Genomic DNA, 21,315 nt, shown 5'->3' on the forward strand with positions numbered 1-21,315 from the left:
AAGAAGTGCTCACGACGCCGTCGGCGGTGAGGTGGAACTCAGGAAGGCAGCTGCGATGAGCACGGCCACCAGGATCAAAGCCTCAAGCTGGAGGACCAGGACGAACTTCGCATTGGCGCTGCCTTCCGGTTTTGGTTTGCGCAGTTGAGCCAGCAGCTTCGGCATCACGAGGAAGCGGTTCAGTCCACCCAGTGCGGCTGCGGCAAGCACCAGTCCGACCTTGACGAGCAAGGTCGTTCCATAGGGATTGCCGAGGACGTCCGCGAAGCTTCCCAGCCCGCGCCATGCGCTCAGGATGCCGGTGATGAAGATGCCGGCCAGGGCGACAGTGGCCGATGTCGACAGCGAGGTGATAAAGCGGGCGCATTCGCCGCGGTTCTTCGACTCCCATTCAGGCCGCGAGCGCAGCGTGACCAGGCCGGCGACGATGACTTCGCCCACCCAGAGGCTGACCAGGACAAGGTGAACCCAGTCGACCAGCACGGCCCAGGTGAAGTCACCCGCGGCGCCGGCGTGGCTGACCATGCTGCGGGAATAGAGCAAGACGCCGAGCGCGGCCATACGTATCAGCGGCGCTGCACTGCCTGGCCGCCCAGCTTTGCTTTTGCGGAGGGTGATGGCCGCGACGAGCAGCGCTGCTGCGCCGATCATCCAGGCGAGTCCGTAGTGCGTGGCGGTGATGACGGACCGCACCGCAGGGAAGGCCGCGCTGACCGGAACCTCCGCCATCGACGCCGCTTCGAGCCATAACACGGCGACGTACGCCATCGCGGCCGCCGCGATGGCAGACAGCATGAGCTTGCGCAGACGCGGAACCAGACCGATTCCCCATGCCGACCGCGCGCTGCGCAGCCAGATATGCGCTGCGCTGGCGCCAACGAGGAAGGCCATCGACAGGTTCAAGGCGACCGTGACGAAGCGTTGGGCCAGTGCGAGCTCAGCCTCCATGTCACCTTACCCGGAAGTCGAACTGGCCTTTGACCTTGTGGCCGTCCCGGGTGACAGTCGACCACTGGACGCGCCAGGTCCCGGAATGCAGGATCGGAACAGTCGCCACCAGCACCTTGGGGTTCGTATCGTCCAGGGCGGTCTTGCTTGGCTCGATCACCGCACCTTTCTCGTCAACCAGTTTGACCTTGCTGAACGGCAGCTCGAGCTGCTCGCTGAACTGCAGGCGCACTTGCGAAGGCGCCGGACTCACGATCGCATTCGCCTGGGGCGCGGAGGACTCGAGTTTTGCGTGTGCGGATGCGGTGGACGTGGCCACCAGTCCGAGAACTGCAACAGCCGCTGCAAAGAAGGTTTTCGTTTTCATGCTGTCTCCTGGAAGGCTCGACTAAGGGAATCAGGCCAGTTCGAGCCCCGGTTATCGATGCTTACTGGGCAGCCTTGAGCTGGACCACCGTGACTGCACCGTTGACGCGGTCCGCTGCGAACTTGACCTTGTCGCCCACCTTCACCTGGTCCAGCATGGCCGGGTCCTTGACGCGGAACACCATGGTCATGGCCGACATGTTGAGGTTCTTGAGTTCGCCATGGCGCAGCGTGATCTTGCCAGCCTCCTTGTCGATCTTTTTGACTTCGCCATCGGTGAGTTCAGCCGTCGCCGGCGCGGCATGGCCGGCATGGGCGTCATGGGCGCCTTGGGCGCCGTGGGCGCCGTTCTGGGCGGCGGCAAGGGAAGCCGCGGCGGCCAGGGCGATGGCGAGGCTCAGTTTCGAGAATGCGTTCATATTGAATCCTTTCAATGGTGAAGAAAAAATTGTTCAGTGTAGTGCTTGAGCAGCTGCGTGCCGCTCCTGTCCTGTTGCGATCAGTGATGGCCCTTGTGGCCGGTCGGCTTGCGCACGGTGACTTCCACCTCGGGCGCTTTCTTCGCAGCCGGCATCGCCTGGCCGCCGGCGCTCTGGCTGCGCACCGCGGCCGGGGCCTCGCCTTTCCACTCGTAGGCGACGGTGCCGGCGGGATGCTTGTACCAGCCCGGGTCCTTGTAGTCGCCCGGCTTCTGGTCCTTGCGCACCTTGAGCACGGTGAACATGCCGCCCATCTCGACGCCACCGAATGGACCCTGGCCGGTCATCATCGGCAGCGTGTTCTCGGGGAGCGGCATTTCCATGTCGCCCATCGAGCCGCCTTTGTCGCCCATGACCATGTAGTCGGGCACCAGCTTGGAGATCTTTTCGGCGACGCCTCGGTGGTCCACGCCGATCAGGGTCGGGACCTCGTGGCCCATCGCATTCATGGTGTGGTGCGACTTGTGGCAGTGGAAGGCCCAGTCGCCCGGCTCGTCCGCGATGAACTCGATGGCGCGCATCTGGCCCACCGCGACGTCGGTCGTCACTTCCGGCCAGCGCGACTCCGGACGGGTCCAGCCGCCATCGGTGCCGGTCACCTCGAACTCGTGTCCGTGCAGGTGGATCGGATGGTTCGTCATCGTCAGGTTGCCGGTGCGGATGCGCACGCGGTCGCCCTGGCGCACGTTCATGGTGTCGATCCCGGGGAAGGCGCGGCTGTTGAAGGTCCAGATATTAAAGTCGAGCATCTCGTTGACCCGCGGCGTGTAGCTGCCCGGCTCGATGTCGTACGCGTTCAGCAGGAACACGAAATCGCGGTCGACCTTGTGATGGGCAGGATTCTTCGGGTGCGTGACCCAGAAGCCCATCATTCCCATCGCCATCTGCACCATTTCGTCGGCATGCGGGTGGTACATGAAGGTACCCGCCCGGCGCGCGACGAATTCGTAGACGAAGGTCTTGCCCGGCTGGATGCCCGGCTGGTTCAGGCCGGTCACGCCGTCCATCCCGTTCGGCAGCCGCTGGCCGTGCCAGTGGATGCTGGTGTGCTCCGGCAGTTTGTTGGTGACGAAGATGCGCACGCGGTCCCCCTCGACCACTTCGATGGTCGGGCCCGGGCTCTGGCCGTTGTAGCCCCACAGGTTGGCCTTCATGCCCGGCGCGATCTCGCGCACGACGGGTTCGGCGATCAGGTGGAACTCCTTGACGCCATTGTTCATGCGCCAGGGCAACGACCAGCCGTTCAGGGTGACGACCGGGTTGTACGGCCGGCCATTCGGCGGCGGCGGCGGCGGCTGCGTGGCCGCGCTGGTCATGATGGGGGCTTCCGGGAGGGTTGCCGCGCCGGCGCGGCTGACCAGTCCGGCGCCGACCAGGGCGGCTGCGCCAGTGAAGAAATCTCGACGAGAACTCATTGCTGATGTATTCCTTGTTTAATGTTCCGCGGCGGCTTCGGTGGTCGCGGCAGTGGAAGCCATGGAGATGGACGAAGCGCCGGTGCCGCTGATGGCCGCCTGCAGATTCGTTTCGGCCATCCAGAAGTCGCGCTGGGCATCGATGGCCGCATTCACGCCTGCGATCTGTGCGCGGGCGTCGGCCAGCAGTTCGAACACGCTCATGAGCATGCCGTTGTAGCGGAGGAGGCTCTCTTCGGAAATCTTCTTCCGCAGGGGCACCAGTTCGTCGCGGTGCTGCCTGGCGACGTCATAGGTGGTCCGGTAAGCGGAATAGGCTTCTCTTACCTGCGACCGGGCATTGATGGCGGTGTCGGCCGTACGATGCACCGATTGCATGTACAGCGCCTCGGCCTTCGCCACCCGTGCACCTCCCCAGTCGAAGATCGGCAGGGCAAGCTCGATCTCGTAACCGTTCTCGCGCGGCGAGCCGGATTTGCTCGCGTTGACGTAGCCGGCGTCGAGGACGTTGATCACGCCCGTCGCCTTCGTCAGGCCCAGGGCGCGCGCAGTCGACTCGGTGCCGAGTTTTGCCAGGCGCACATCGAGGCGCTGCTGCATGGCAAGCGATTCGATATTGCCCGCCTCACGCGGCGTCGCCGGCAGCTCGGGCAGCTTGTCCGGAAGCTGGAATGCCGTATTTTCTCCCCACACGCCCATCAGCCGCGCTAGCTGCTCGCGCGCGGCCGTCGCGTTGTGGCGCGCGCGCGCCAGCTGGGTCGCGGCTTCGGCTGAAAACGCCTGTTCGCGCGCCTGGTCGAGGGCACTCAGGTTGCCGACCTTGGCCATGCGCCGCGCCAGTTCGGCACTCGCCCCAGCCGCCTCGCGAACCTGTTCCGCATAGCGTGCCGACTGTACCGCCGCGACGGCATTGAACCAGGCCTTGCGCGTGTCCGCCGCCAGCCGGACTGCTTCGCTTGCCGCGACCAGCTTGGCGCTCTCGAAGCGGCGCGACTCGATATCGCGGCGGATCGGAATGGTCAACAGGCCGACGAGATCGAACATGACGCTGCGCTCGATCTCGGTCTCGCCGCCACCGGACATGCGGCTGAAGCCGAAACCGGGGTTGGCCATGCGTCCGGCCTGCACCAGGTCGGCCTCGGCGACACCCAGCTCGGCGAGCGAGGCACGCAGGCCACGGTTATTAATCAGGGCGATGCGAACGGCGCTGTCGGCGGAAAGGGGCTGTTTCAGCAACTTGTCCAGTTCATCCTGGATGGCCGTGCTATCGGCATTCGCTTTGGGAAGGCGAAGGTCCTGGCCAGTGCGCTCGGCTGTCAAGGCCGAGACAGCATCCAGGCCGCCGTCCTTGGAGAAGGTCGCGCACCCGCTCAACGCAAGGACCATCGCGCCCGCAGCGATGGTGCGCAACCCGGGAATAGAAGGCTTTGTTGTCATTGTGTGTTCGGCTTAATGGTGTTTACTGTGGTCGACGGGAGTGGGACTGGCCGGTTTTGCAGGCGCCACGGGCCTTGTCGGAGCCGGCGCTGCACCATGACCGTCGTGCGGCTGTTCATTGCCATGCGCGCCATGTCCGGTGTGGCCGGGGACGCCGGCGAGGGCATCGTTCGCGGCACGCCAGGATTTGTCAGGCGTCGTCTGGACGTCTTGCGGCGCCGGCGAAGGGCCGGGGATGACCGACTGGTACACGGTCGGCGGTACGGCCGCGCCAGGGTCGGCAGGATCTGCCGAGGGACGGGATTGCGGGGCCTGTGCGTACAGGGGCAGGGACAGGAGGGCGCCGAAAGCGGCGGCCAAAAGCTTGGAGGTCATGGGTTATCCTCGAAATCGGTGACAGGGCGTGACAGACACGCACGCGTGCTCAGGAGCGACGACGACAGCGCTGAAGAACAGCGGGTCAGCTCGTCCTGCGATTAAGCGGATCGGTGCCTGGGAGGGCGCTGAGGGCCGTCCTGGATAAAGCCTACGGCGAAGGCCGCAGGCGCGACGACGACGGCGTCGGAGCCATCGAAAGCCGGGATAGCGAGATGCGTGGAGGGTGGCGCGGCAGCGCCCAGACAGAATGCGGAACAGGCGCTGCAGGTGGAGTGTGGCTTTTTCGTGGCCTCGGAGCTTGCCGGATCGGCATCGGCCGAGGATCCATCGGCCTGGCTGGCATGCTCGCCGCCGTGATGAGCGTGCACATCGGCCATATGCGCGTGGGACTGCGGGACCACATCAGGCAAATTCTGGCTGGACTGTGGGTGAACCGGGCCGCACGACATACGGCCACCTGCGACCGCGTGCAGCGGAAGCACGGCCAGCAATAGCCAAACCAGGAATGTCTTGATTGCGCGGTTCATAGGTGAACCTGAGTATAGCACGACAAATTTGGCCTGGAGCAGCCTTAAGCCTGGTCAAAGTCAACGCAGTTTGCCGACCGATTCCGCACGAAGAATTCGCTTGACCTTGCCATTGTCGGAAGGTTTACAGTGGATTCGTCTACACATTGGAGGATCTGTCATGTACGCCCTTATACCTGAGCACACCCGTACGCTGATCGAGACTGTGCAGGCCGAGCCGGACGACGCTCCCTCCGCCAGTGTCCAGGCTAGCGCAGCGCGGCGGATGGCCGGCCCCGTTGCCGCTTGTCTGTTTTGTCGCTACCGAGGCCCCGGCTTGGGCAAGGAGGCTACGCATGCCTAAAATTATTGTGCTCCCTCATCCCGAATGTGCCCCTGGCGGTGCGACGCTCGACGTCGCCACCGGTACAAGCATCTGCGATGCCCTGCTCGACGACAGAATCGACATCGAACACGCCTGCGGCAAGGTCGGCGCATGCACGACCTGTCATGTGGTCGTACGGGAAGGATACGCCTCACTCGCGCAAGCAAGCGATGCAGAAGAGGATATGCTCGATCGTGCCTGGGGTGTCGAGCGGCTGTCCCGCTTGTCGTGCCAGGCGATCGTTGCGAACACGGATCTGACCGTCGAGATCCCAAGGTACTCCCTGAATCACGCGAAAGAGAACGGATAGGTGGGGAGCCAGCGCAGGTGCATTCCGACATGCTGGATGTACTCGCCAACCTCAAGCGTTTTTTACTGGAGCTGTCATGAAAGATGAGATGCAAAAGCATTCGGCGCACCGGCACGCAGGTCACGAATGCCATCATTCGCATGAGCACCATGATACGGTTACCAAGCCCCCTGCCGCCATGCCTGAGGCGCCGCCAGGGACGATTTACACCTGCCCGATGCATCCGGAAATCCAGCAAGCTACGCCAGGCAATTGCCCGATATGCGGAATGGCGCTGGAGCCGATGCTGCCATCGCTGGAGGATGAAGAGAATCCGGAACTGGTGGACTTTCGCCGCCGTTTCCGGTGGACGCTGCCGCTGACCGTCGCCGTCGCCATCCTGGCGATGGCAGGGCACCGGATCTTCAGTGGAGGACTTGCCTACCAGAGCTGGATCGAGCTTGCCCTCAGCACGCCGGTGGTGCTGTGGGCCGGCTGGCCCTTCTTCGTCCGCGGCGCACAGTCCTTCAAGAATCGCAGTCCGAATATGTGGACCCTGATCAGTATCGGGGTCGCCGCGGCGTATGGTTACAGCCTCGTCGCGACCCTGTTCCCGGGCCTGTTTCCGTCGAACTTCGCGATGCACGGCCGTATCGGCGTCTACTATGAGGCAGCCGCTGTCATCGTTTCGCTGACCCTGCTCGGCCAGATCCTGGAGTTGCGTGCACGCTCGCAGACGTCGGCGGCGATCAAGTCATTGCTTGGCCTCGCACCGAAAACGGCCAGGCGGATTCGCGGCGACGGCACTGAAGAAGACATCGAGCTGTCGCATGTGCACATCGGCGACTCGCTGCGGGTCAGGCCTGGCGAGAAGGTGCCCGTCGACGGGATGGTCCTGGAAGGCGAAAGCGCAGTGGACGAAGCCATGCTCACCGGCGAGCCGCTGCCGGTGACGAAGCGCCCGGGCGACAAGGTCATCGGCGCGACCATCAATACCAGCGGCAGCCTTGTCATCCGCTCGGAACGCGTCGGATCGCAGACCATGCTGTCGCAGATCGTGCAGATGGTCGCGCAGGCGCAGCGTTCGCGGGCGCCCATGCAGCGCCTGGCCGACGTGGTCGCCGGCTATTTTGTCAGTGTCGTCGTAGCGATTGCGCTGCTCACCCTGTTGGGGTGGGGCCTGTTCGGGCCAGATCCCAGCTGGGTCTACGGTTTCGTGAATGCCGTGGCGGTCCTGATCATCGCTTGTCCGTGCGCACTGGGTCTGGCGACGCCGATGTCGATCATGGCGGCGACGGGGCGCGCCGCCACCCAGGGCGTGCTGTTTCGCGACGCCGCGGCAATCGAAGCGATGCGCAAGGTCGATACCATCATTGTCGACAAGACGGGCACGCTCACGGAGGGAAAACCTGCCTTCGACCGGGCAATCGCTGCGGCCGGGTTCCAGGAAGAGGATGTTCTCCGGATCGCTGCCAGCATCGACCAGGGAAGTGAACATCCGATGGCACATGCGATCGTCGCCGAGGCAGGCAGGCGCAATCTGCAGCTGGACAAGCCTGAGACGTTCGAGTCGTCCAGCGGGATCGGTGTCCGTGGGACGGTGAGGGGACGCCAGGTTGCACTTGGAAATACGGCCTTGATGGATCTTGAAAAGCTTGACTGGACGCCCATGCGGGGCGCCGCCGAGGAGCTGCGGCAGACGGGCGCCAGTGTCATGTACCTGGCGATGGACGGACGACTGATCGGTCTGATTGCGGTGTCGGACCCGATCAAGGCAACGACGCCCGAAGCGCTCGCCAGCTTGCGGGAAGCGGGAATGCACGTCGTCATGGCAACCGGCGACGGCGTAACGACGGCAAAATCGGTCGCCGCGAAGCTCGGCATCAGCGAAGTGTACGGCGAGGTCAAGCCTCAGGACAAGCTGGCGCTGGTGGAGCGCCTGCAGCAGCAAGGGCGTGTCGTGGCAATGGCCGGCGATGGCATTAACGATGCTCCTGCGCTTGCGAAGGCCGATGTCGGAATTGCGATGGGCACAGGTACCGATGTTGCGATCAACTCCGCACACCTTACTCTCATCAAAGGGGACCTGCGTGCCATCGCAAGATCGCGGCTGCTCTCGCTCGAGACAGTGCGCAACATGAGACAAAATCTCGGTTTTGCTTTTGCCTATAACGCATTGGGGATTCCGCTGGCTGCCGGACTTCTCTATCCATTTACCGGGCAGCTGCTCTCGCCGATGATCGCAGCGCTTGCCATGAGCTTGAGTTCGGTGTCCGTCATCGGCAATGCCTTGCGGCTGAGAGGAAGAGCTGGCGCGACAGCAGCGCTTCGATCGCCGCCGCCTCGCCGGCGTCCAGTAGCGGCATCCGCGCCGCCTGCACCGCCTCGATGACCTGGGCCGGCTTGCTGGCGCCGATCAGCGCCGAGCTTACCGCCGGCTGGCGCAGCACCCAGCGCAGGGCCAGCTGGGCCAGCGATTGCCCGCGCTCCTGCGCAAAGGCGTGCAGGGCGCGCGATGTGCGCAGGCGCTCGTCGGTGAGGTGTTCCTTGCGCAGGAAGCCCACGCTGCCGGCCGCGCGCGAGTCGCCGGGCGGCTCGCCGACCAGGTAGCGGTCGGTGAGCAAGCCCTGCGCCAGCGGCGAGAAGGCCACGCAGCCGATGCCTTCCGCTTCCAGCACCGGCAGCAGGCCGTCTTCCACCTGGCGCGTATACATGTTGTAGCGCGACTGGTTGAGGATGCAGGGCGTGCCCAGCCTGCGCAGTTCGACCGCCGCGATGCTGGTCTGTTCGCCGGAATAGTTCGAGATGCCGACGTAGAGCGCGCGTCCGCTGCGCACGATGTGGTCGAGCGCCGCCATCGTTTCTTCGATCGGCGTGGCCGGGTCGGGCCGGTGGTGGTAGAAGACGTCGACGTAGTCGAGCCCCATGCGCTTCAGGCTCTGGTCGAGGCTGGCCACCAGGTATTTGCGGCTGCCCCAGTCGCCGTAGGGGCCGGGCCACATGGTGTAGCCGGCCTTGGTGCTGACCACGATCTCGTCCCGGTAGGGCCGCAGGTCGAGGTCCAGCAGGCGCCCGAAGCTGCTCTCCGCCGATCCCGGCGGTGGGCCGTAGTTGTTGGCCAGGTCGAAGTGGGTGATGCCGAGGTCGAAGGCGGTGCGCATGATCCCGCGCTGGCGCGCCGGGTCGTCCACGCCGCCGAAGTTGTGCCACAGGCCGAGCGAGACGGCCGGCAGGCGCAGGCCGCTCCTGCCGCAGCGGCGATAGGGAAGGGACTCGTAGCGCTCGCCGGCGGCCTGCCAGCTCATGCGACGACGCCGGCGCCCGCGGCGGCGCGGCAGACGTAGACGGTCGCGCGCATGCCGTTCGGCGCGGTGTAGGCGCGGGCCACGGCCTCGCGGGCGGCGTCGACCAGCGCCTCCGGCACCAGGGCCACCACGCAGCCGCCGAAGCCGCCGCCCGTCATGCGTACGCCGCCGGCCTTGCCAATGACCTGCTTGACGATGCCGACCAGCTGGTCGATGGCCGGCACGGTGATCTCGAAATCGTCGCGCATCGAGGCGTGCGAGGCTTCCATCAGCTCACCCATGCGCGCCAGGTCACCTAGCGCCAGCGCCTGGGCGGCGGCCGCGACGCGGGCGTTCTCGGTGACGACGTGGCGGGCGCGGCGCAGCACGACCGGATCGAGTTCGGCGGCGCGCGCCTCGAGCGTGGCCAGGTCGAGGTCGCGCAGGGCGGGCAGGCCGAAGTGGCGGGCCGCCGTTTCGCACTGTTCGCGGCGGGTGTTGTAGGCGCTGTCGACCAGGCCGCGCGTGATGTGCGAATTGAAGATCATGATCGCCGCCCCGGGAGGCATCGGCACCGGTTCCACCGCGAGCGAGCGGCAGTCGATCATCAGGACGTGGTCCTGGACGCCGCAGGCGGAGCTGATCTGGTCCATGTTGCCGCACTTGCAGCCGACGAAGTCGTTCTCGGCGCGCTGGGCGACCAGGGCCATGTCGACCGGGCTCAAGTCCTCGAAGCCGGGCAGGGTGGCGAACAGCCGGCACACCGCGACCGACAGCGAGGCCGACGATGACAGGCCGGCGCCCTGCGGCACGTCGCCGGCGATGGACAGGTCCATGCCCTGCATCGGCAGGCCGCGCTGCACCAGTTCGCGCACTACGCCGCGCACGTAGTTGGCCCACATCGGCGACGCCAATCGCTCGATCGGCGCATCGAGCGAGTATTCGTCGATCGCGCCTTCGTAGTCGGCAGCCAGTACCCGCACCAGGCGGTCCTCGCGCCGGCGCGCCACGATCACGGTGCGGTAGTCGATCGCGCAGGGCAGCACCAGGCCGTCGTTGTAGTCGGTGTGTTCGCCGATCAGGTTGACCCGGCCCGGGGCCTGGACCTGGATGCTGTGGGCCTGGCCGAAGGCGGCCTGGAAGACGGCGGCCGCGCGGGCCAGTGGGGTGTCGTTCATCTTGCTGTCAGGGAGTGGGCTGGGTATGGAGGTAGTGCACGCTTGATACCGCGCGCAGCTGGGCGGCGGCCTGCTCGGGCGTCAGGTCGCGCTGGGGTTCGGCCAGCATTTCGAAGCCGACCATGAACTTGCGCACCGAGGCCGAACGCAGCAGCGGCGGGTAGAAGTGGGCGTGCAGCTGCCAGGGCTCATTGTCGTCAATCTTGTCGTCTTCGGCATAGGGCGCGCCGTGCCAGCCCATCGAATACGGGAAAGAGGCCTGGAACAGGTTGTCGTAGCGCACCGTCAGCTGTTGCAGGGCCAGCGCCAGGTCGGCGCGCTGGACCCCGTTCAGGTCTTCCAGGCGCTTGACCGGGAGGCGCGGCAGCAGCAGGGTCTCGAAGGGCCAGCTGGCCCAGTAGGGAACCACGGCCAGCCAATTGTCGGTCTTGACCACGACGCGCTCGCCGTCGGCCGCTTCGCGCTCGACATAGTCGAGCAGGAGCGGCTTGCCATGTTCGGCGAAGTAGGCGCGCTGCTGGCGGTCTTCGGCGGCCGGCAGGTCGGGCAGGAAGCTGGTCGCCCAGATCTGGCCGTGCGGGTGCGGATTCGAGCAGCCCATCACCGCGCCCTTGTTTTCGAATACCTGCACCCAGCGGTGGCTGGCGCCGAGTTCCGCGCATTGCTCGCACCAGGTGTCGACCACGCCTTCGATGGCCTCCAGGCTCAGGAGGGGGAGCGACTTGCTGTGGTCCGGCGAGAAGCAGATGACGCGGCTGGTGCCGCGCGCGCTCATGGTCTGGAACAGTGGATCGGCGCCGGGCGCCGCTTCCGGGGTATCGGCCATCAGGGCCGCGAAGTCGTTGGTGAACACATAGGTGCCCGTATAGGGCGGATTCTTCTCGCCGTTGACCCGCGTGTTGCCGGGGCAGAGGTAGCAATCGGGGTCGTGCGCCGGCTTGGCCGCGCGGTCGACGGCTTCCTGCTGGCCCTGCCACGGGCGCTTGGCCCGGTGCGGCGAGACCAGCACCCAGTCACCCATGAGCGGGTTGTAACGGCGGTGAGGATGGTCGGTGGGATTAAACATCGAGGGCCTCGTTGAATGTCAAAGGATGAATGGTAATGGGTTTCGCTTTCCAAGCACGCATGCTTGGCAAAATGCTCAGCTTTGTGACTGCTTGGAACCGCCACTGCCGAACAGCAATCAGCTTCGTGAGTGTTTTGGGCAAGGCGTCGTATTCGCTTGCGGCGCGCGGCGGCCTTTACATAGACTGGCAGCCCGCTCTTGTTGCCCATCGCACACCATGCACTTTTTCGATTTCGCCGGTTCAGGGCAGTTGCGCAGGCTTGCCGCGCGTGCCTGCCTGTCCGTCCTCATGCTGGCCGGTGCTGCGCAGGCGGCCACGACCAGCCTGAACGGGGGCTGGCAGTTCTACCGCGACGACAGCCGGCGTCTCGGCAGCGCCGAACAGGTGCCCGCGAACGCCTGGGCCCGGGTCGACCTGCCGCATGCGGCGCGCCTCGAGCCGCGCGTCCCGACCGACCCCTGGCAGGGCACGGTGTTCTACAAGAAACAGGTCGACGTGAAGCTGCGTCCGGGGGAGCGCGCCATCCTGCGCTTCGAGGGCGTGATGAACGTGGCCGACGTCTGGCTGAACGGCAAGCACCTGGGCCAGCACCTGGGCGGCTATCTGCCCTTCGCCTTCGACATTACCGATGTGCTGCGCGCAGGTGGCGGCAATGAACTGGTGGTGCGCGCCAATAACGAGGACAACCCGGTCACCGGCCCCAAGCCGCTCAAGCAGCTGGACTATATCCAGCACGGCGGCATCTACCGGGGCGTCAAGCTCATCGTCAAGCCGGCGGTGCACATCACCGACGAGATGGTGTCGAGTACCCCGGCCGGCGGCGGCGTCTTCGTCAGCTATCCGCAGGCCGGCAAGGCGGCTGCCGTGGTCGAGGTCAAGGTCGAAGTCGGCAACAGCACCAAGAGCGCCCAAACGGCGACCGTGCGCCACACGCTGGCCTGGAAAGGCCGGCAGGTGGCCCAGGCGGAGCAGCAACTGCGCCTGGCGGCCGGCGGGCGCCGCCATGTCAGCATCCAGCTCCCGCTCACCAAGCCGAAACTGTGGTCGTCGAAGGACCCGAACCTCTACCAGCTGACGAGCAAGGTGCTGGCCGCCGGCCGCGAAGACGTGGTGGCGACCCGCATCGGCGTGCGCCGCCTGGCCTTCGAGGGCGGCAAGCTGCTGCTCAATGGTGAGCCGCTCACGCTGCGCGGCGTCAACCGGCACCAGGAATATCCCTGGGTCGGCTACGCCCTGTCGGAGCAGGCCGACTATCGCGATGCGCTCCTGATCAAGAAGTACGGCTTCGACTACGTTCGCCTGTCGCATTACCCGCAGTCCCCGGCCTTCATGGCGGCGGCCGACGAACTTGGCCTGCTGGTCCTGCCGGGCATCCCCGGCTGGCAGTTCTACCATCCCGATCCGGCCTTCAGCCGCCAGGCGCTGCGGACCTGCGCCGACATGATCCGCCGCGACCGCAACCATCCGAGCGTGCTGGCCTGGGAGTGCTCGCTGAACGAGACCCAGATGCCGGACGCGCTGGTGCAGGCCCTGCACGACACCGTGCATGCCGAATACCCGGGCGACCAGGCCTTCTCGGCCGGCTGGGTGCCGCAGACCTATGACATCTACCTGCAGGCGCGCCAGCACCGCCTGGGCAAGAAGCATGCGCTCCCAAGCAAGCCCCTGATCGTGTCCGAGTACGGCGACTGGGAGTACTTCGCCCAGAACGCCGGCTTCAACCAGGAAGCCTGGGCCGACCTCAAGCCGGCCGACCGCTCCAGCCGCCAGTCGCTGGGGGCGGGCGAGACGCGCCTGCTGCAGCAGGCCAGGAACCTGGCCGAGGCCCACGACGACAACTTCACCACGCCGGCCTTCGCGGATGGCTACTGGGTCATGTTCGATTACGCGCGCGGCTATGCCCCGGACCTCGAGGAGTCGGGCGCGATGAGCATCGAGCGCCTGCCCAAGTTCGGCGCCGAATTCTTCCGCTCCCAGCGCGCCGCGGGCGAAGCATCGCCACGCTGGGGCGGCGGACCGATGGTCTTCGTCGCCAGCTACTGGCAGCCGGATTCCTCGCCGCGCGTGCGCGTGTTCACGAATGCCGGGGAAGTCGAGCTGCGCCTGAACGGCAAGTTGATTGCGCGCCAGAAGAGCAAGCCGTCTGCGGCCCACCCGCGCCTGGCCCATCCGCCGCTGGAATTCGATACCGGCGGCTTCGCGCCCGGCGAACTGGTGGCGCTGGCCTATTCGGGCGGACGGGTCGTGGCCGAGCACCGCGTGCGCACGCCCGGCCAGCCGGTGAAGCTGGCACTGGCGCTCGACGACCTGGGTGTGCCCGTGGTTCAAGGGGATCTCGTCTTCGTGCGCGCCCGCCTGCTCGACGCCAAGGGGACCACCGTGCCGGCGAGCGGACGCGAAGTCCGCTTCACGGCCGGCCCGGGAACGGAAATCGTCGGAAGCACCAATGTCAGCACCGAGGCCGGCACCGCCAGTGTGCTGGTGCGGGTCCAGGGCCGACGCATCGAGCTGAAGGCGGACATGGGCGCCTTGACAAGCAACATGACAGGGTTCGACACCGGGCCGCCCTGACCCGCGCAGCACATCTCAGGCATACGTAGGCATTACAAATACATCAGCCAACGGAGACAGCATGTTCTATAAAAAAGCCAGAGCCTCGACCTTCCTCCTTGCACTGCTGGCCGCGGCCGGCAGCGCGAGTGCCGTCATCACCATCCCCGGCATGCAGGTCGAAAACCTGAACCGCGGCGTGGTCGCCATCACCTCCGGTTCCGGAGTCTTCATCAGCTGGCGCCAGCTGGCCGGCGATGCAGCCGGCACCAGTTTCAACGTGTACCGCGGCGCCACCAGGCTGAATGCCTCGCCGCTCGACGCGCTCAACTTCACCGATCCTGCGGGCAGCGCGGCCGACGTCTACACCGTGCGCGAGGTCGTGGGCGGGGCGGAGCAGGCTGCTTCCAGCGCCACCGCCACCTGGACCAAGGCCTACAAGTCGATCCCGGTGCAGGCGCCGCCGGCGGGTGTGACGCCCACGGGCGAGGCCTACACCTATGAGCTGAACGACGGCGCGCCGGCCGACCTGGACGGCGACGGCAGCTACGAGATCGTGGTCAAGTGGCAGCCCAGCAACGCCAAGGACAATTCGCAGTCCGGCTACACCGGCAATACCTACCTCGACGCCTATCAACTCGACGGCACCCGCCTGTGGCGCATCGACCTGGGCAGGAACATCCGTGCGGGCGCCCACTACACCACCTTCCTGGCCTACGACTTCGACGGCGACGGCCAGGCCGAAGTCATGGCCAAGACGGCGGACGGCACCGTCGACGGCAAGGGCGTGGTCATCGGTTCCCCGAGCGCCGACCACCGGAACAGCGCCGGCTACATCCTCAGCGGGCCGGAATTCCTGACCGTGTTCAACGGCCTTACCGGCGCGGCCATGAAGACCGTGAACTACCTGCCGGCGCGCGGCAGCGTGTCGGCCTGGGGCGACAACTACGGCAACCGGGTCGACCGCTTCCTGGGCGGCGTGGCCAACCTGGACGGCAACCGCCCGAGCGCCATCTTCTCGCGCGGCTACTACACGCGCGCCGTGATCGCGGCCTGGGACTGGCGCGACGGCGCGCTCACCAGCCGCTGGGTGTTCGATACCGATGTCGCGGGCAGCGCGGCGCGCGGGCAGGGCGCGCATTGGTTCGCCACGGGCGACGCCAACGGCGACGGCCGCGACGACATCGTGTACGGCGCCGCCACCATCGACAGCTATGGCCAGCTGCTCTACACCACCGGCCTGGGGCACGGCGACGCGCTCCACTTCGGCAAGTTCGACCCGGACCGCGCCGGAAAGCAGGTCTACATGATCCACGAGAGCCCGGCCGTCTATGGCGCCACCGGCTCCGGCATGCATGATGCCGCCACCGGTGCCCTGATCTGGGGCGCGAGCGGCTCCAACGCGGACGTGGGGCGCGGGGTCTGCTTCGACGTCGATCCGGCGTACCCGGGCGCCGAATGCTGGGCCTCGCGCGGCGGCCACCGTACCGCCACCGGCGCCCTGATCAACACGAGCGCACCGAGCTCGATGAACTTCGCGGCCTGGTGGGACGGCGACCTGTTGCGCGAAGTGATCGGCAGCGTCGCGGTCCAGAAGTGGAACCCGGCCACCCGGACCCTGTCGACCCTGATCGACCCGGCCAGCTTCGGCGCCGCTTCCAACAACGGCACCAAGGCGAACCCGGTCCTGACGGCGGACCTGTTCGGCGACTGGCGCGAGGAAATCGTCTACCGCAACAGCAGCAACACCGAGCTGATGGTGTTCAGCACCACGATCCCGACCGCCACCCGCATCAACACCCTGATGCACGACCCGCAGTACCGCAGCCAGGTGGCGGCGCAGAACGCCGGCTACAACCAGCCGCCGCACCCGAGCTTCTTCCTGGGCCATGGCGCCGCCTCCTTCCAGCAGGCGCCGGTGCACGTGCCCTATGACGGCAGCGGCACGGTGCAGGCCGGGACCGCGATCGTGGGCGGCGGCACGGCGGTCAAGACCGACCGCGCCGGCTTCCGCCACCTGGGCTTCCTGAACTTCCCCCTGAGCGGCGGCAGTGCGGAGTTCCAGCGCATCAACGGCGGTGGGGGTGGCGCCAGGACCATCACGATCCGCTACGCGAACGGCAACCCGACCCCGCGCAGCGGCGTGCTGCGGGTGAACGGCGTGCCCCAGGCGATCACTTTCAAGATCACCGGCAGCTGGACGACATGGACCACGATGAGCGCGGTCGTGAACCTGGCCGCCGGCCAGAACAACACGCTGCGCTTTGAGTCGACCGGACAGGGCCTGGGCAATATCGACGAGCTGATCGTCCCTTGATACCCACGACATGACGATAAGGTGAATCAGATGAAAAAACTTCACATGCTGTTTGCCCTGGTCCTCGGCTTGCTCGCCCAGTCCGCATGGGCCACGCCGATCGGCTGGTACGAGTACAAGGCGACCTGGCGCGACGGGACCTTCGATGGCCAGTTCTACTACGACAGCGCGGCGCCGGGCCGCATCACGGCCGTCAAGGGCCAGCTGTCGGACCTGGCCCAGACTACGGCCGTCGACCAGATCTCCTACCTGGACTACGACGCACCCGCGCCCTGGGTCTTCCTCAGCAATACCAACCCGGCCGACCTCGGCGGCCATGACGCCGGCTTCTACCTGACCTTGCTGGACCTGGGCGCCACGCTGACCCTGGACCTCTCAAGCCTCAATGGGCTCTACGACTGGAGCCAGGAAGCGCTTTACAATCCGGACCAGCTGGATGACTCGCCGCTGCTGTCCTTCAGCATCGCGCAGGCGAATGCGGTGCCCGAGCCGGGCAGCGCCATGCTGCTCCTGCTCGGCATGGCCGGCCTGGCCGCGCTGCGCCGTCCGGGCCCGCAGCGCACATGAGCATGCGCGCCACGATCGCCGCCGGCGTTTTGCTGGCGGTCCAGCTGGTGTGGACCGGCGGCGCCTGTGCCGAGGCGCCGTCGGAGCTACGCATCGCCGCAGCGGTCCTGCCGGACCAGCCTTTGACAGTCAGCCTCGATCGGCCCGACTGGACTTACCGCGTGGGCGAGTCGGCCATTTTCCGGGTCAGGATCGACAAGAAGCCTTATCCGCGCGACGGCATCCGGATCACCTACCGGCTGGGCCCTGACATGCTGGAGGGGCCGGAACGCAGCGCCGTGGTGCCGGAGGACGGCCTGTGGCTGGCCGCGCCCGGCCACCAGAAGCCCGGCTTCGTGCGCTGCGTCGTCAACGCCGCCATCGACGGCAAGGCGCTCGAAGCGACGGCGACGGCGGCCTTCAGCCCGCTCGAGCTGCGCCCGGTCCAGACCGAGCCCAAGGACTTCGACGCTTTCTGGGCCGCGCAGAGGCAGGATCTGGCCGCAGTCGAACCGGCCTTCCGGCTGGTGCCGGCGCCGGCGCTCTCCACGCCCGAGGTCGAGGTGTCCTACCTCAGCTACCAGAACGTCGGGCCGGGCAAGCGCGCGACCCGCATGTACGGGGTGCTGTCGGTGCCGCGCGGCGCCGGGCCCTTCCCGGCGGTGCTGCACGTGCCGGGCGCCGGGGTGCGCGGCTACAAGGGCACGCCCGAACTGGCGGCAAAGGGCTTCATCACGCTGCAGATCGGCATCCACGGCATCCCGGTCGACCTGCCGGCCGAACTGTACGAACAGCTGAACTACGGGGCGCTGGATGCCTACAACCGCTTCAACCTGGACGACCCGCGCAGCTACTACTACCGCCGGGTCTACCTGGGCACCCTGCGCGCGCTGGACTACCTGGTCCAGCATCCGAAATGGAACGGCAAGCAGCTCGTCACCCAGGGCGGCAGCCAGGGCGGCCAGCTCTCGATCATGGCCAGCGCCCTGCATCCGCGGGTAACGCTGACGCTCGCCTCCTACCCGGCCTACAGCGACGTCACCGGCTACCTGCACGAGCGCGCCGGCGGCTGGCCGGGACTGTTCCGCAAGGACGGCGAGGGCCGCAGGCAGGACCAGCCGGTCGAACCGAAGGCCGCCACCTCGGCCTACTACGACACGGTGAACTTCGCCAAACGCCTGCGCACTCCGGTGCTGTACTACGCCGGCTACAACGATACCGTGACGCCGCCGACCTCGACCTTCGCCGTATATAACGTGATTCCCACCGCCCGCACCCTGGTCGTCGAGCCGCAGCAGGTGCACCTGACCTCGCAGGCGCACCGCGAGACCATGGACCGCTGGCTGATCGAGCACGCGCAAGGGCGGCGCTGAAGACGTGCAAGCGCAAAGCAATCAAGAAGGTGATTACTTCGCGCCGGCCGGAGGATTGCCGTCCCCCCTTCGTCTTACCTGTTGACGGTGTGCTGCACGCACCCTGGTGCGTGCAGGCCGTCGACTCCATGGGTTTCTCCCGCTTGGCAGAAACTCTTCCGCACGGCCCACCCGGCCGTGCATTTTTTTTGTCCGATCACCCCGTACCAGGAGCATCCATGAGCAAGCCCACCGCGTGCACATCGTCCGGCATCGCCGCCCTGGCGGTGGCGCTGTCCTGCGCTGCCGGCGCGCAGGCATCCGGCAGCGCGCCGCTCGTCTTCGACCGGATCGCCGACGTACGTCGCCGGGCAGGTGGCGAATCCGCCGGCCGACGCCCGCCCCGTCGCATTCGCCAACCGCAGCGGCTACGGGCAACGCTTCGTGCCCCAGGATACGGCGCTGATCGCGCCGCGGCCGGCAGGGCTGCTCGGGCCGGTCAGGCTGATCGGGGAAACCAGCCTGTAGTCGGACACGCCCCTTCGCGTAACCATGGCAGACGAGGGCCTTGACTGGAAACGGAAATCGCGTGAATGTCCATCTCCAACCCATGCCCCTGGACAAGGCCTACCGCCTGCTCAACCATATGCGATCGGCGAGGCCATGCGCGCGCCGGATGAATGAGGAAGCAAGGACCGGCCTTGTCGGGAGTGTCACGAATTCGGCATATTTGGACACATTGTTGTAAATAGGTTAGCAAAATTCTGTTCTGGCAATTTGTATCTGTTAAAGTTTCGCCTGGACGGCAGCCAAGCCGTCACTGACCGAACGGATGTGTATGCCCGCTGCTTCCTTGCCCCCAGACGAACTTGACCGGCTGTCGATGCTCGACGCCCTGCACCTGCTCGACACGCCGCCCGAACCGGTATTCGACCGCGTCACCCGCCTTGCCAGCCGCCTGCTGGACGTGCCGATGGCGCTGTTCTCGCTGGTCGACGCCGACCGCCAGTGGTTCAAGTCGCGCGTCGGCCTCGAGGACGCGCAAACGCCGCGCGAACACGCCTTCTGTGCCCATGCCATCGGGATGAGCACGCCGCTGGTGGTGAACGATGCGCGCGAGGACGCGCGCTTCCAGGACAACCCCCTGGTCAACGGTCCGCCGAATATCCGTTTCTATGCCGGGGTGCCGATCCGCACCACGGCCGGCCTCGCGGTCGGCACGCTGTGCGCGCTCGACACCCGGCCGCGCACGCTGAGCGAGGACGAGGCGCAGGTCCTGGGCGACCTGGCCGCGATCCTGACCAAGGAAGTGCAGTACCGCGAGCGCCTGGCGGTGGCGCGCGGCCACCTGGCGCGCTCGAACGAAGTGCTGGGCGCCAGCGAGGCACGCTTCCGCAGCGTGTTCGACGTCGCCGGCGTGGGCATCGCGCTGGTGGCGCCGGACGGCGGCTGGATCAGCGTCAACAAGGCCCTGTGCGACATCGTCGGCTACAGCGAAGAAGAACTGTGGGGCCTGAGCTTCCAGCAGATCACCCACCCGGACGACGTCGCGGCCGACGTCGGGCAGCTCGCGGCGCTGCTGCGCGGCGAACTCGACCATTACCAGATCGAGAAGCGCTACGTCCGCAAGGATGGCAGCCTGGTCTGGATCAGCCTGAACGTGTCGCCCAAGCGCAACGCGGACGGCCGGGTCGAATACTTCGTCTCGGTGATCAAGGACATCCAGGCCCAGAAGACGGCGCAGGATGAGATCGCGGCCCTCAACGCCGAGCTGGAGCACCGGGTGCAGGAGCGCACCGCCGAGCTGCTGGAGGCCAACCGCATGCTGACCGCGGCGATCGGGCGCCAGCAGGCGACGGAAAGCGAGCTGCGCGCGCGCGAGGCGGAAATCCGCAGCGTGGTGGAGAACGCCAACGACGCCTACATCAGCCTGGACGAGGAGGGCGCGGTCACGGCCTGGAACCGCCAGGCCGAAGAGACCTTCGGCTGGCCGCGCGAGGAAGCGCTGGGGCAAAAGCTGGAAGAGCTGATCATCCCCGAGGACTACCGCGACCGCCATCGCGACGGCATGCGCCGCTTCCTGGCGACCCGGGTCGGGCGCGCCGTCGACCAGCGCCTCGAGTTGCCGGCCTTGCGGCGCGACGGCAGCAGCCTGACGGTCGAGGTGCGCATCCGCGCCCTCGACATCGAGGGCCGCACCATGTTCAGTGCCTTCCTGCACGACATCACCGCGCGCAAGCGGGAGCAGGCCCAGCGCGAATACGAGAGCCGCCATGACGTGCTGACCGGCCTGTTGAACCGGCGCGCGCTGCTGGAGTCCATCCCGCTGGCCCAGGCCAGGGCCGGGCGGAGCGGCAAGACGGTCGGCATGCTGTTCATCGACCTGGATGGCTTCAAGGCGGTCAACGACTCGCAGGGCCACGAGGCCGGCGACATCTTGTTGCGCGAGATCGCCGGGCGCCTGCGCGCCGGGGTGCGCAAGACCGACAGCGTGTACCGCCTTGCGGGCGACGAGTTCACGGTGCTGCTCGAAGACATGGCCGATACCTTTGACGACGCCCATACCGTGGCCGAAAAGCTGATCTCGAGCATCTCCGAACCCGTGCTGTTGCCTGGCCGGGCGGTGCGGGTACGCGCCAGCATCGGCATCGCCCTCGACACCGGCAAGGCAGAGCGCGCGCCGGACGAACTGCTGAAGGAAGCCGACCACTTCATGTACCAGGCCAAGAAGGCCGGGCGCGGCCGGGTGTGTTCGGCGCGCCATCCCTGTTAACAGCAAATGATGCTTGACCTTCCCATCGTGGGAAGGAATATCCTT

17 protein-coding genes are annotated in these 21,315 nt (G+C 66.6%); 7 read left to right on the top strand and 10 right to left on the bottom strand.

Features of this window, described 5'->3' with window-relative positions:
- Positions 1-9: 9 nt before the first annotated feature.
- From AC56LK_RS21665 to AC56LK_RS21695, 7 genes are all read right to left on the bottom strand, one after another.
- Positions 10-948, bottom strand: coding sequence for a CopD family protein (locus tag AC56LK_RS21665; RefSeq protein ID WP_497186542.1), 939 nt, complete (start codon positions 946-948; stop codon positions 10-12).
- 1 nt (position 949) lies between these two features.
- Positions 950-1,315 (bottom strand): copper homeostasis periplasmic binding protein CopC, encoded by a 366-nt coding sequence (gene copC / locus AC56LK_RS21670; protein ID WP_497186543.1) that lies wholly within the window; start codon positions 1,313-1,315, stop codon positions 950-952.
- 61 nt (positions 1,316-1,376) lie between these two features.
- Complete coding sequence (locus AC56LK_RS21675; RefSeq protein ID WP_497186544.1) at positions 1,377-1,733, bottom strand: copper-binding protein; 357 nt, start codon at positions 1,731-1,733, stop codon at positions 1,377-1,379.
- Positions 1,734-1,813: 80 nt separating this feature from the next.
- The gene (locus AC56LK_RS21680) at positions 1,814-3,208 is read right to left on the bottom strand and encodes a multicopper oxidase family protein (protein WP_497186545.1); all 1,395 of its coding nucleotides are present in this window, start codon (positions 3,206-3,208) and stop codon (positions 1,814-1,816) included.
- 18 nt (positions 3,209-3,226) lie between these two features.
- Positions 3,227-4,645, bottom strand: a complete 1,419-nt coding sequence (locus AC56LK_RS21685) for a TolC family protein (RefSeq protein WP_497186546.1) — start codon at positions 4,643-4,645, stop codon at positions 3,227-3,229.
- Between the two features lie 12 nt (positions 4,646-4,657).
- A complete protein-coding gene (locus tag AC56LK_RS21690) occupies positions 4,658-5,020 on the bottom strand; it encodes a hypothetical protein (RefSeq protein WP_497186547.1) in 363 nt (120 codons plus the stop codon).
- A 101-nt stretch (positions 5,021-5,121) separates the two neighbouring features.
- Positions 5,122-5,550 (bottom strand): hypothetical protein, encoded by a 429-nt coding sequence (locus tag AC56LK_RS21695; protein ID WP_497186548.1) that lies wholly within the window; start codon positions 5,548-5,550, stop codon positions 5,122-5,124.
- A gap of 335 nt (positions 5,551-5,885) precedes the next feature.
- Between AC56LK_RS21695 and fdx the strand changes: the two genes are divergently transcribed.
- Positions 5,886-6,224 carry an ISC system 2Fe-2S type ferredoxin gene (gene fdx / locus AC56LK_RS21700; RefSeq protein ID WP_497186549.1) on the top strand — a complete coding sequence of 113 codons (339 nt, stop codon included), beginning with the start codon at positions 5,886-5,888 and terminating at the stop codon, positions 6,222-6,224.
- A 178-nt stretch (positions 6,225-6,402) separates the two neighbouring features.
- A complete protein-coding gene (locus AC56LK_RS21705) occupies positions 6,403-8,595 on the top strand; it encodes a copper-transporting P-type ATPase (protein ID WP_497186583.1) in 2,193 nt (730 codons plus the stop codon).
- Here AC56LK_RS21705 and AC56LK_RS21710 read toward each other — a convergent pair.
- From AC56LK_RS21710 to AC56LK_RS21720, 3 genes are read right to left on the bottom strand one after another with little or no spacing between them, the layout of a single operon-like run.
- On the bottom strand, positions 8,480-9,508 hold the full coding sequence (locus AC56LK_RS21710) for an aldo/keto reductase (protein WP_497186550.1): 1,029 nt from the start codon (positions 9,506-9,508) through the stop codon (positions 8,480-8,482). The two genes, AC56LK_RS21705 and AC56LK_RS21710, sit on opposite strands and share 116 nt — an antisense overlap.
- The gene (galK, locus tag AC56LK_RS21715) at positions 9,505-10,665 is read right to left on the bottom strand and encodes a galactokinase (RefSeq protein ID WP_497186551.1); all 1,161 of its coding nucleotides are present in this window, start codon (positions 10,663-10,665) and stop codon (positions 9,505-9,507) included. Before galK ends, AC56LK_RS21710 begins: the two co-directional genes overlap by 4 nt.
- A 7-nt stretch (positions 10,666-10,672) precedes the next feature.
- Positions 10,673-11,731 (bottom strand): UDP-glucose--hexose-1-phosphate uridylyltransferase, encoded by a 1,059-nt coding sequence (locus AC56LK_RS21720; RefSeq protein ID WP_497186552.1) that lies wholly within the window; start codon positions 11,729-11,731, stop codon positions 10,673-10,675.
- 217 nt (positions 11,732-11,948) lie between these two features.
- Between AC56LK_RS21720 and AC56LK_RS21725 the strand changes: the two genes are divergently transcribed.
- The 5 genes from AC56LK_RS21725 (at position 11,949) to AC56LK_RS21745 (ending at position 21,270) form a co-directional block, all read left to right on the top strand.
- A complete protein-coding gene (locus tag AC56LK_RS21725; RefSeq protein ID WP_497186553.1) occupies positions 11,949-14,303 on the top strand; it encodes a glycoside hydrolase family 2 TIM barrel-domain containing protein in 2,355 nt (784 codons plus the stop codon).
- 61 nt (positions 14,304-14,364) lie between these two features.
- Positions 14,365-16,599 carry a rhamnogalacturonan lyase family protein gene (locus AC56LK_RS21730; protein ID WP_497186554.1) on the top strand — a complete coding sequence of 745 codons (2,235 nt, stop codon included), beginning with the start codon at positions 14,365-14,367 and terminating at the stop codon, positions 16,597-16,599.
- Between the two features lie 30 nt (positions 16,600-16,629).
- Complete coding sequence (locus tag AC56LK_RS21735; protein WP_497186555.1) at positions 16,630-17,166, top strand: PEP-CTERM sorting domain-containing protein; 537 nt, start codon at positions 16,630-16,632, stop codon at positions 17,164-17,166.
- A complete protein-coding gene (locus AC56LK_RS21740) occupies positions 17,163-18,518 on the top strand; it encodes an acetylxylan esterase (protein WP_497186556.1) in 1,356 nt (451 codons plus the stop codon). Before AC56LK_RS21735 ends, AC56LK_RS21740 begins: the two co-directional genes overlap by 4 nt.
- An 817-nt stretch (positions 18,519-19,335) precedes the next feature.
- Entirely contained in the window at positions 19,336-21,270 is a 1,935-nt protein-coding gene (locus tag AC56LK_RS21745; protein WP_497186557.1) for a PAS domain S-box protein, read from the top strand.
- The last annotated feature ends 45 nt before the right edge of the window (positions 21,271-21,315 follow it).

It is taken from the genome of Telluria sp. ZB4P36, from assembly GCF_059685865.1.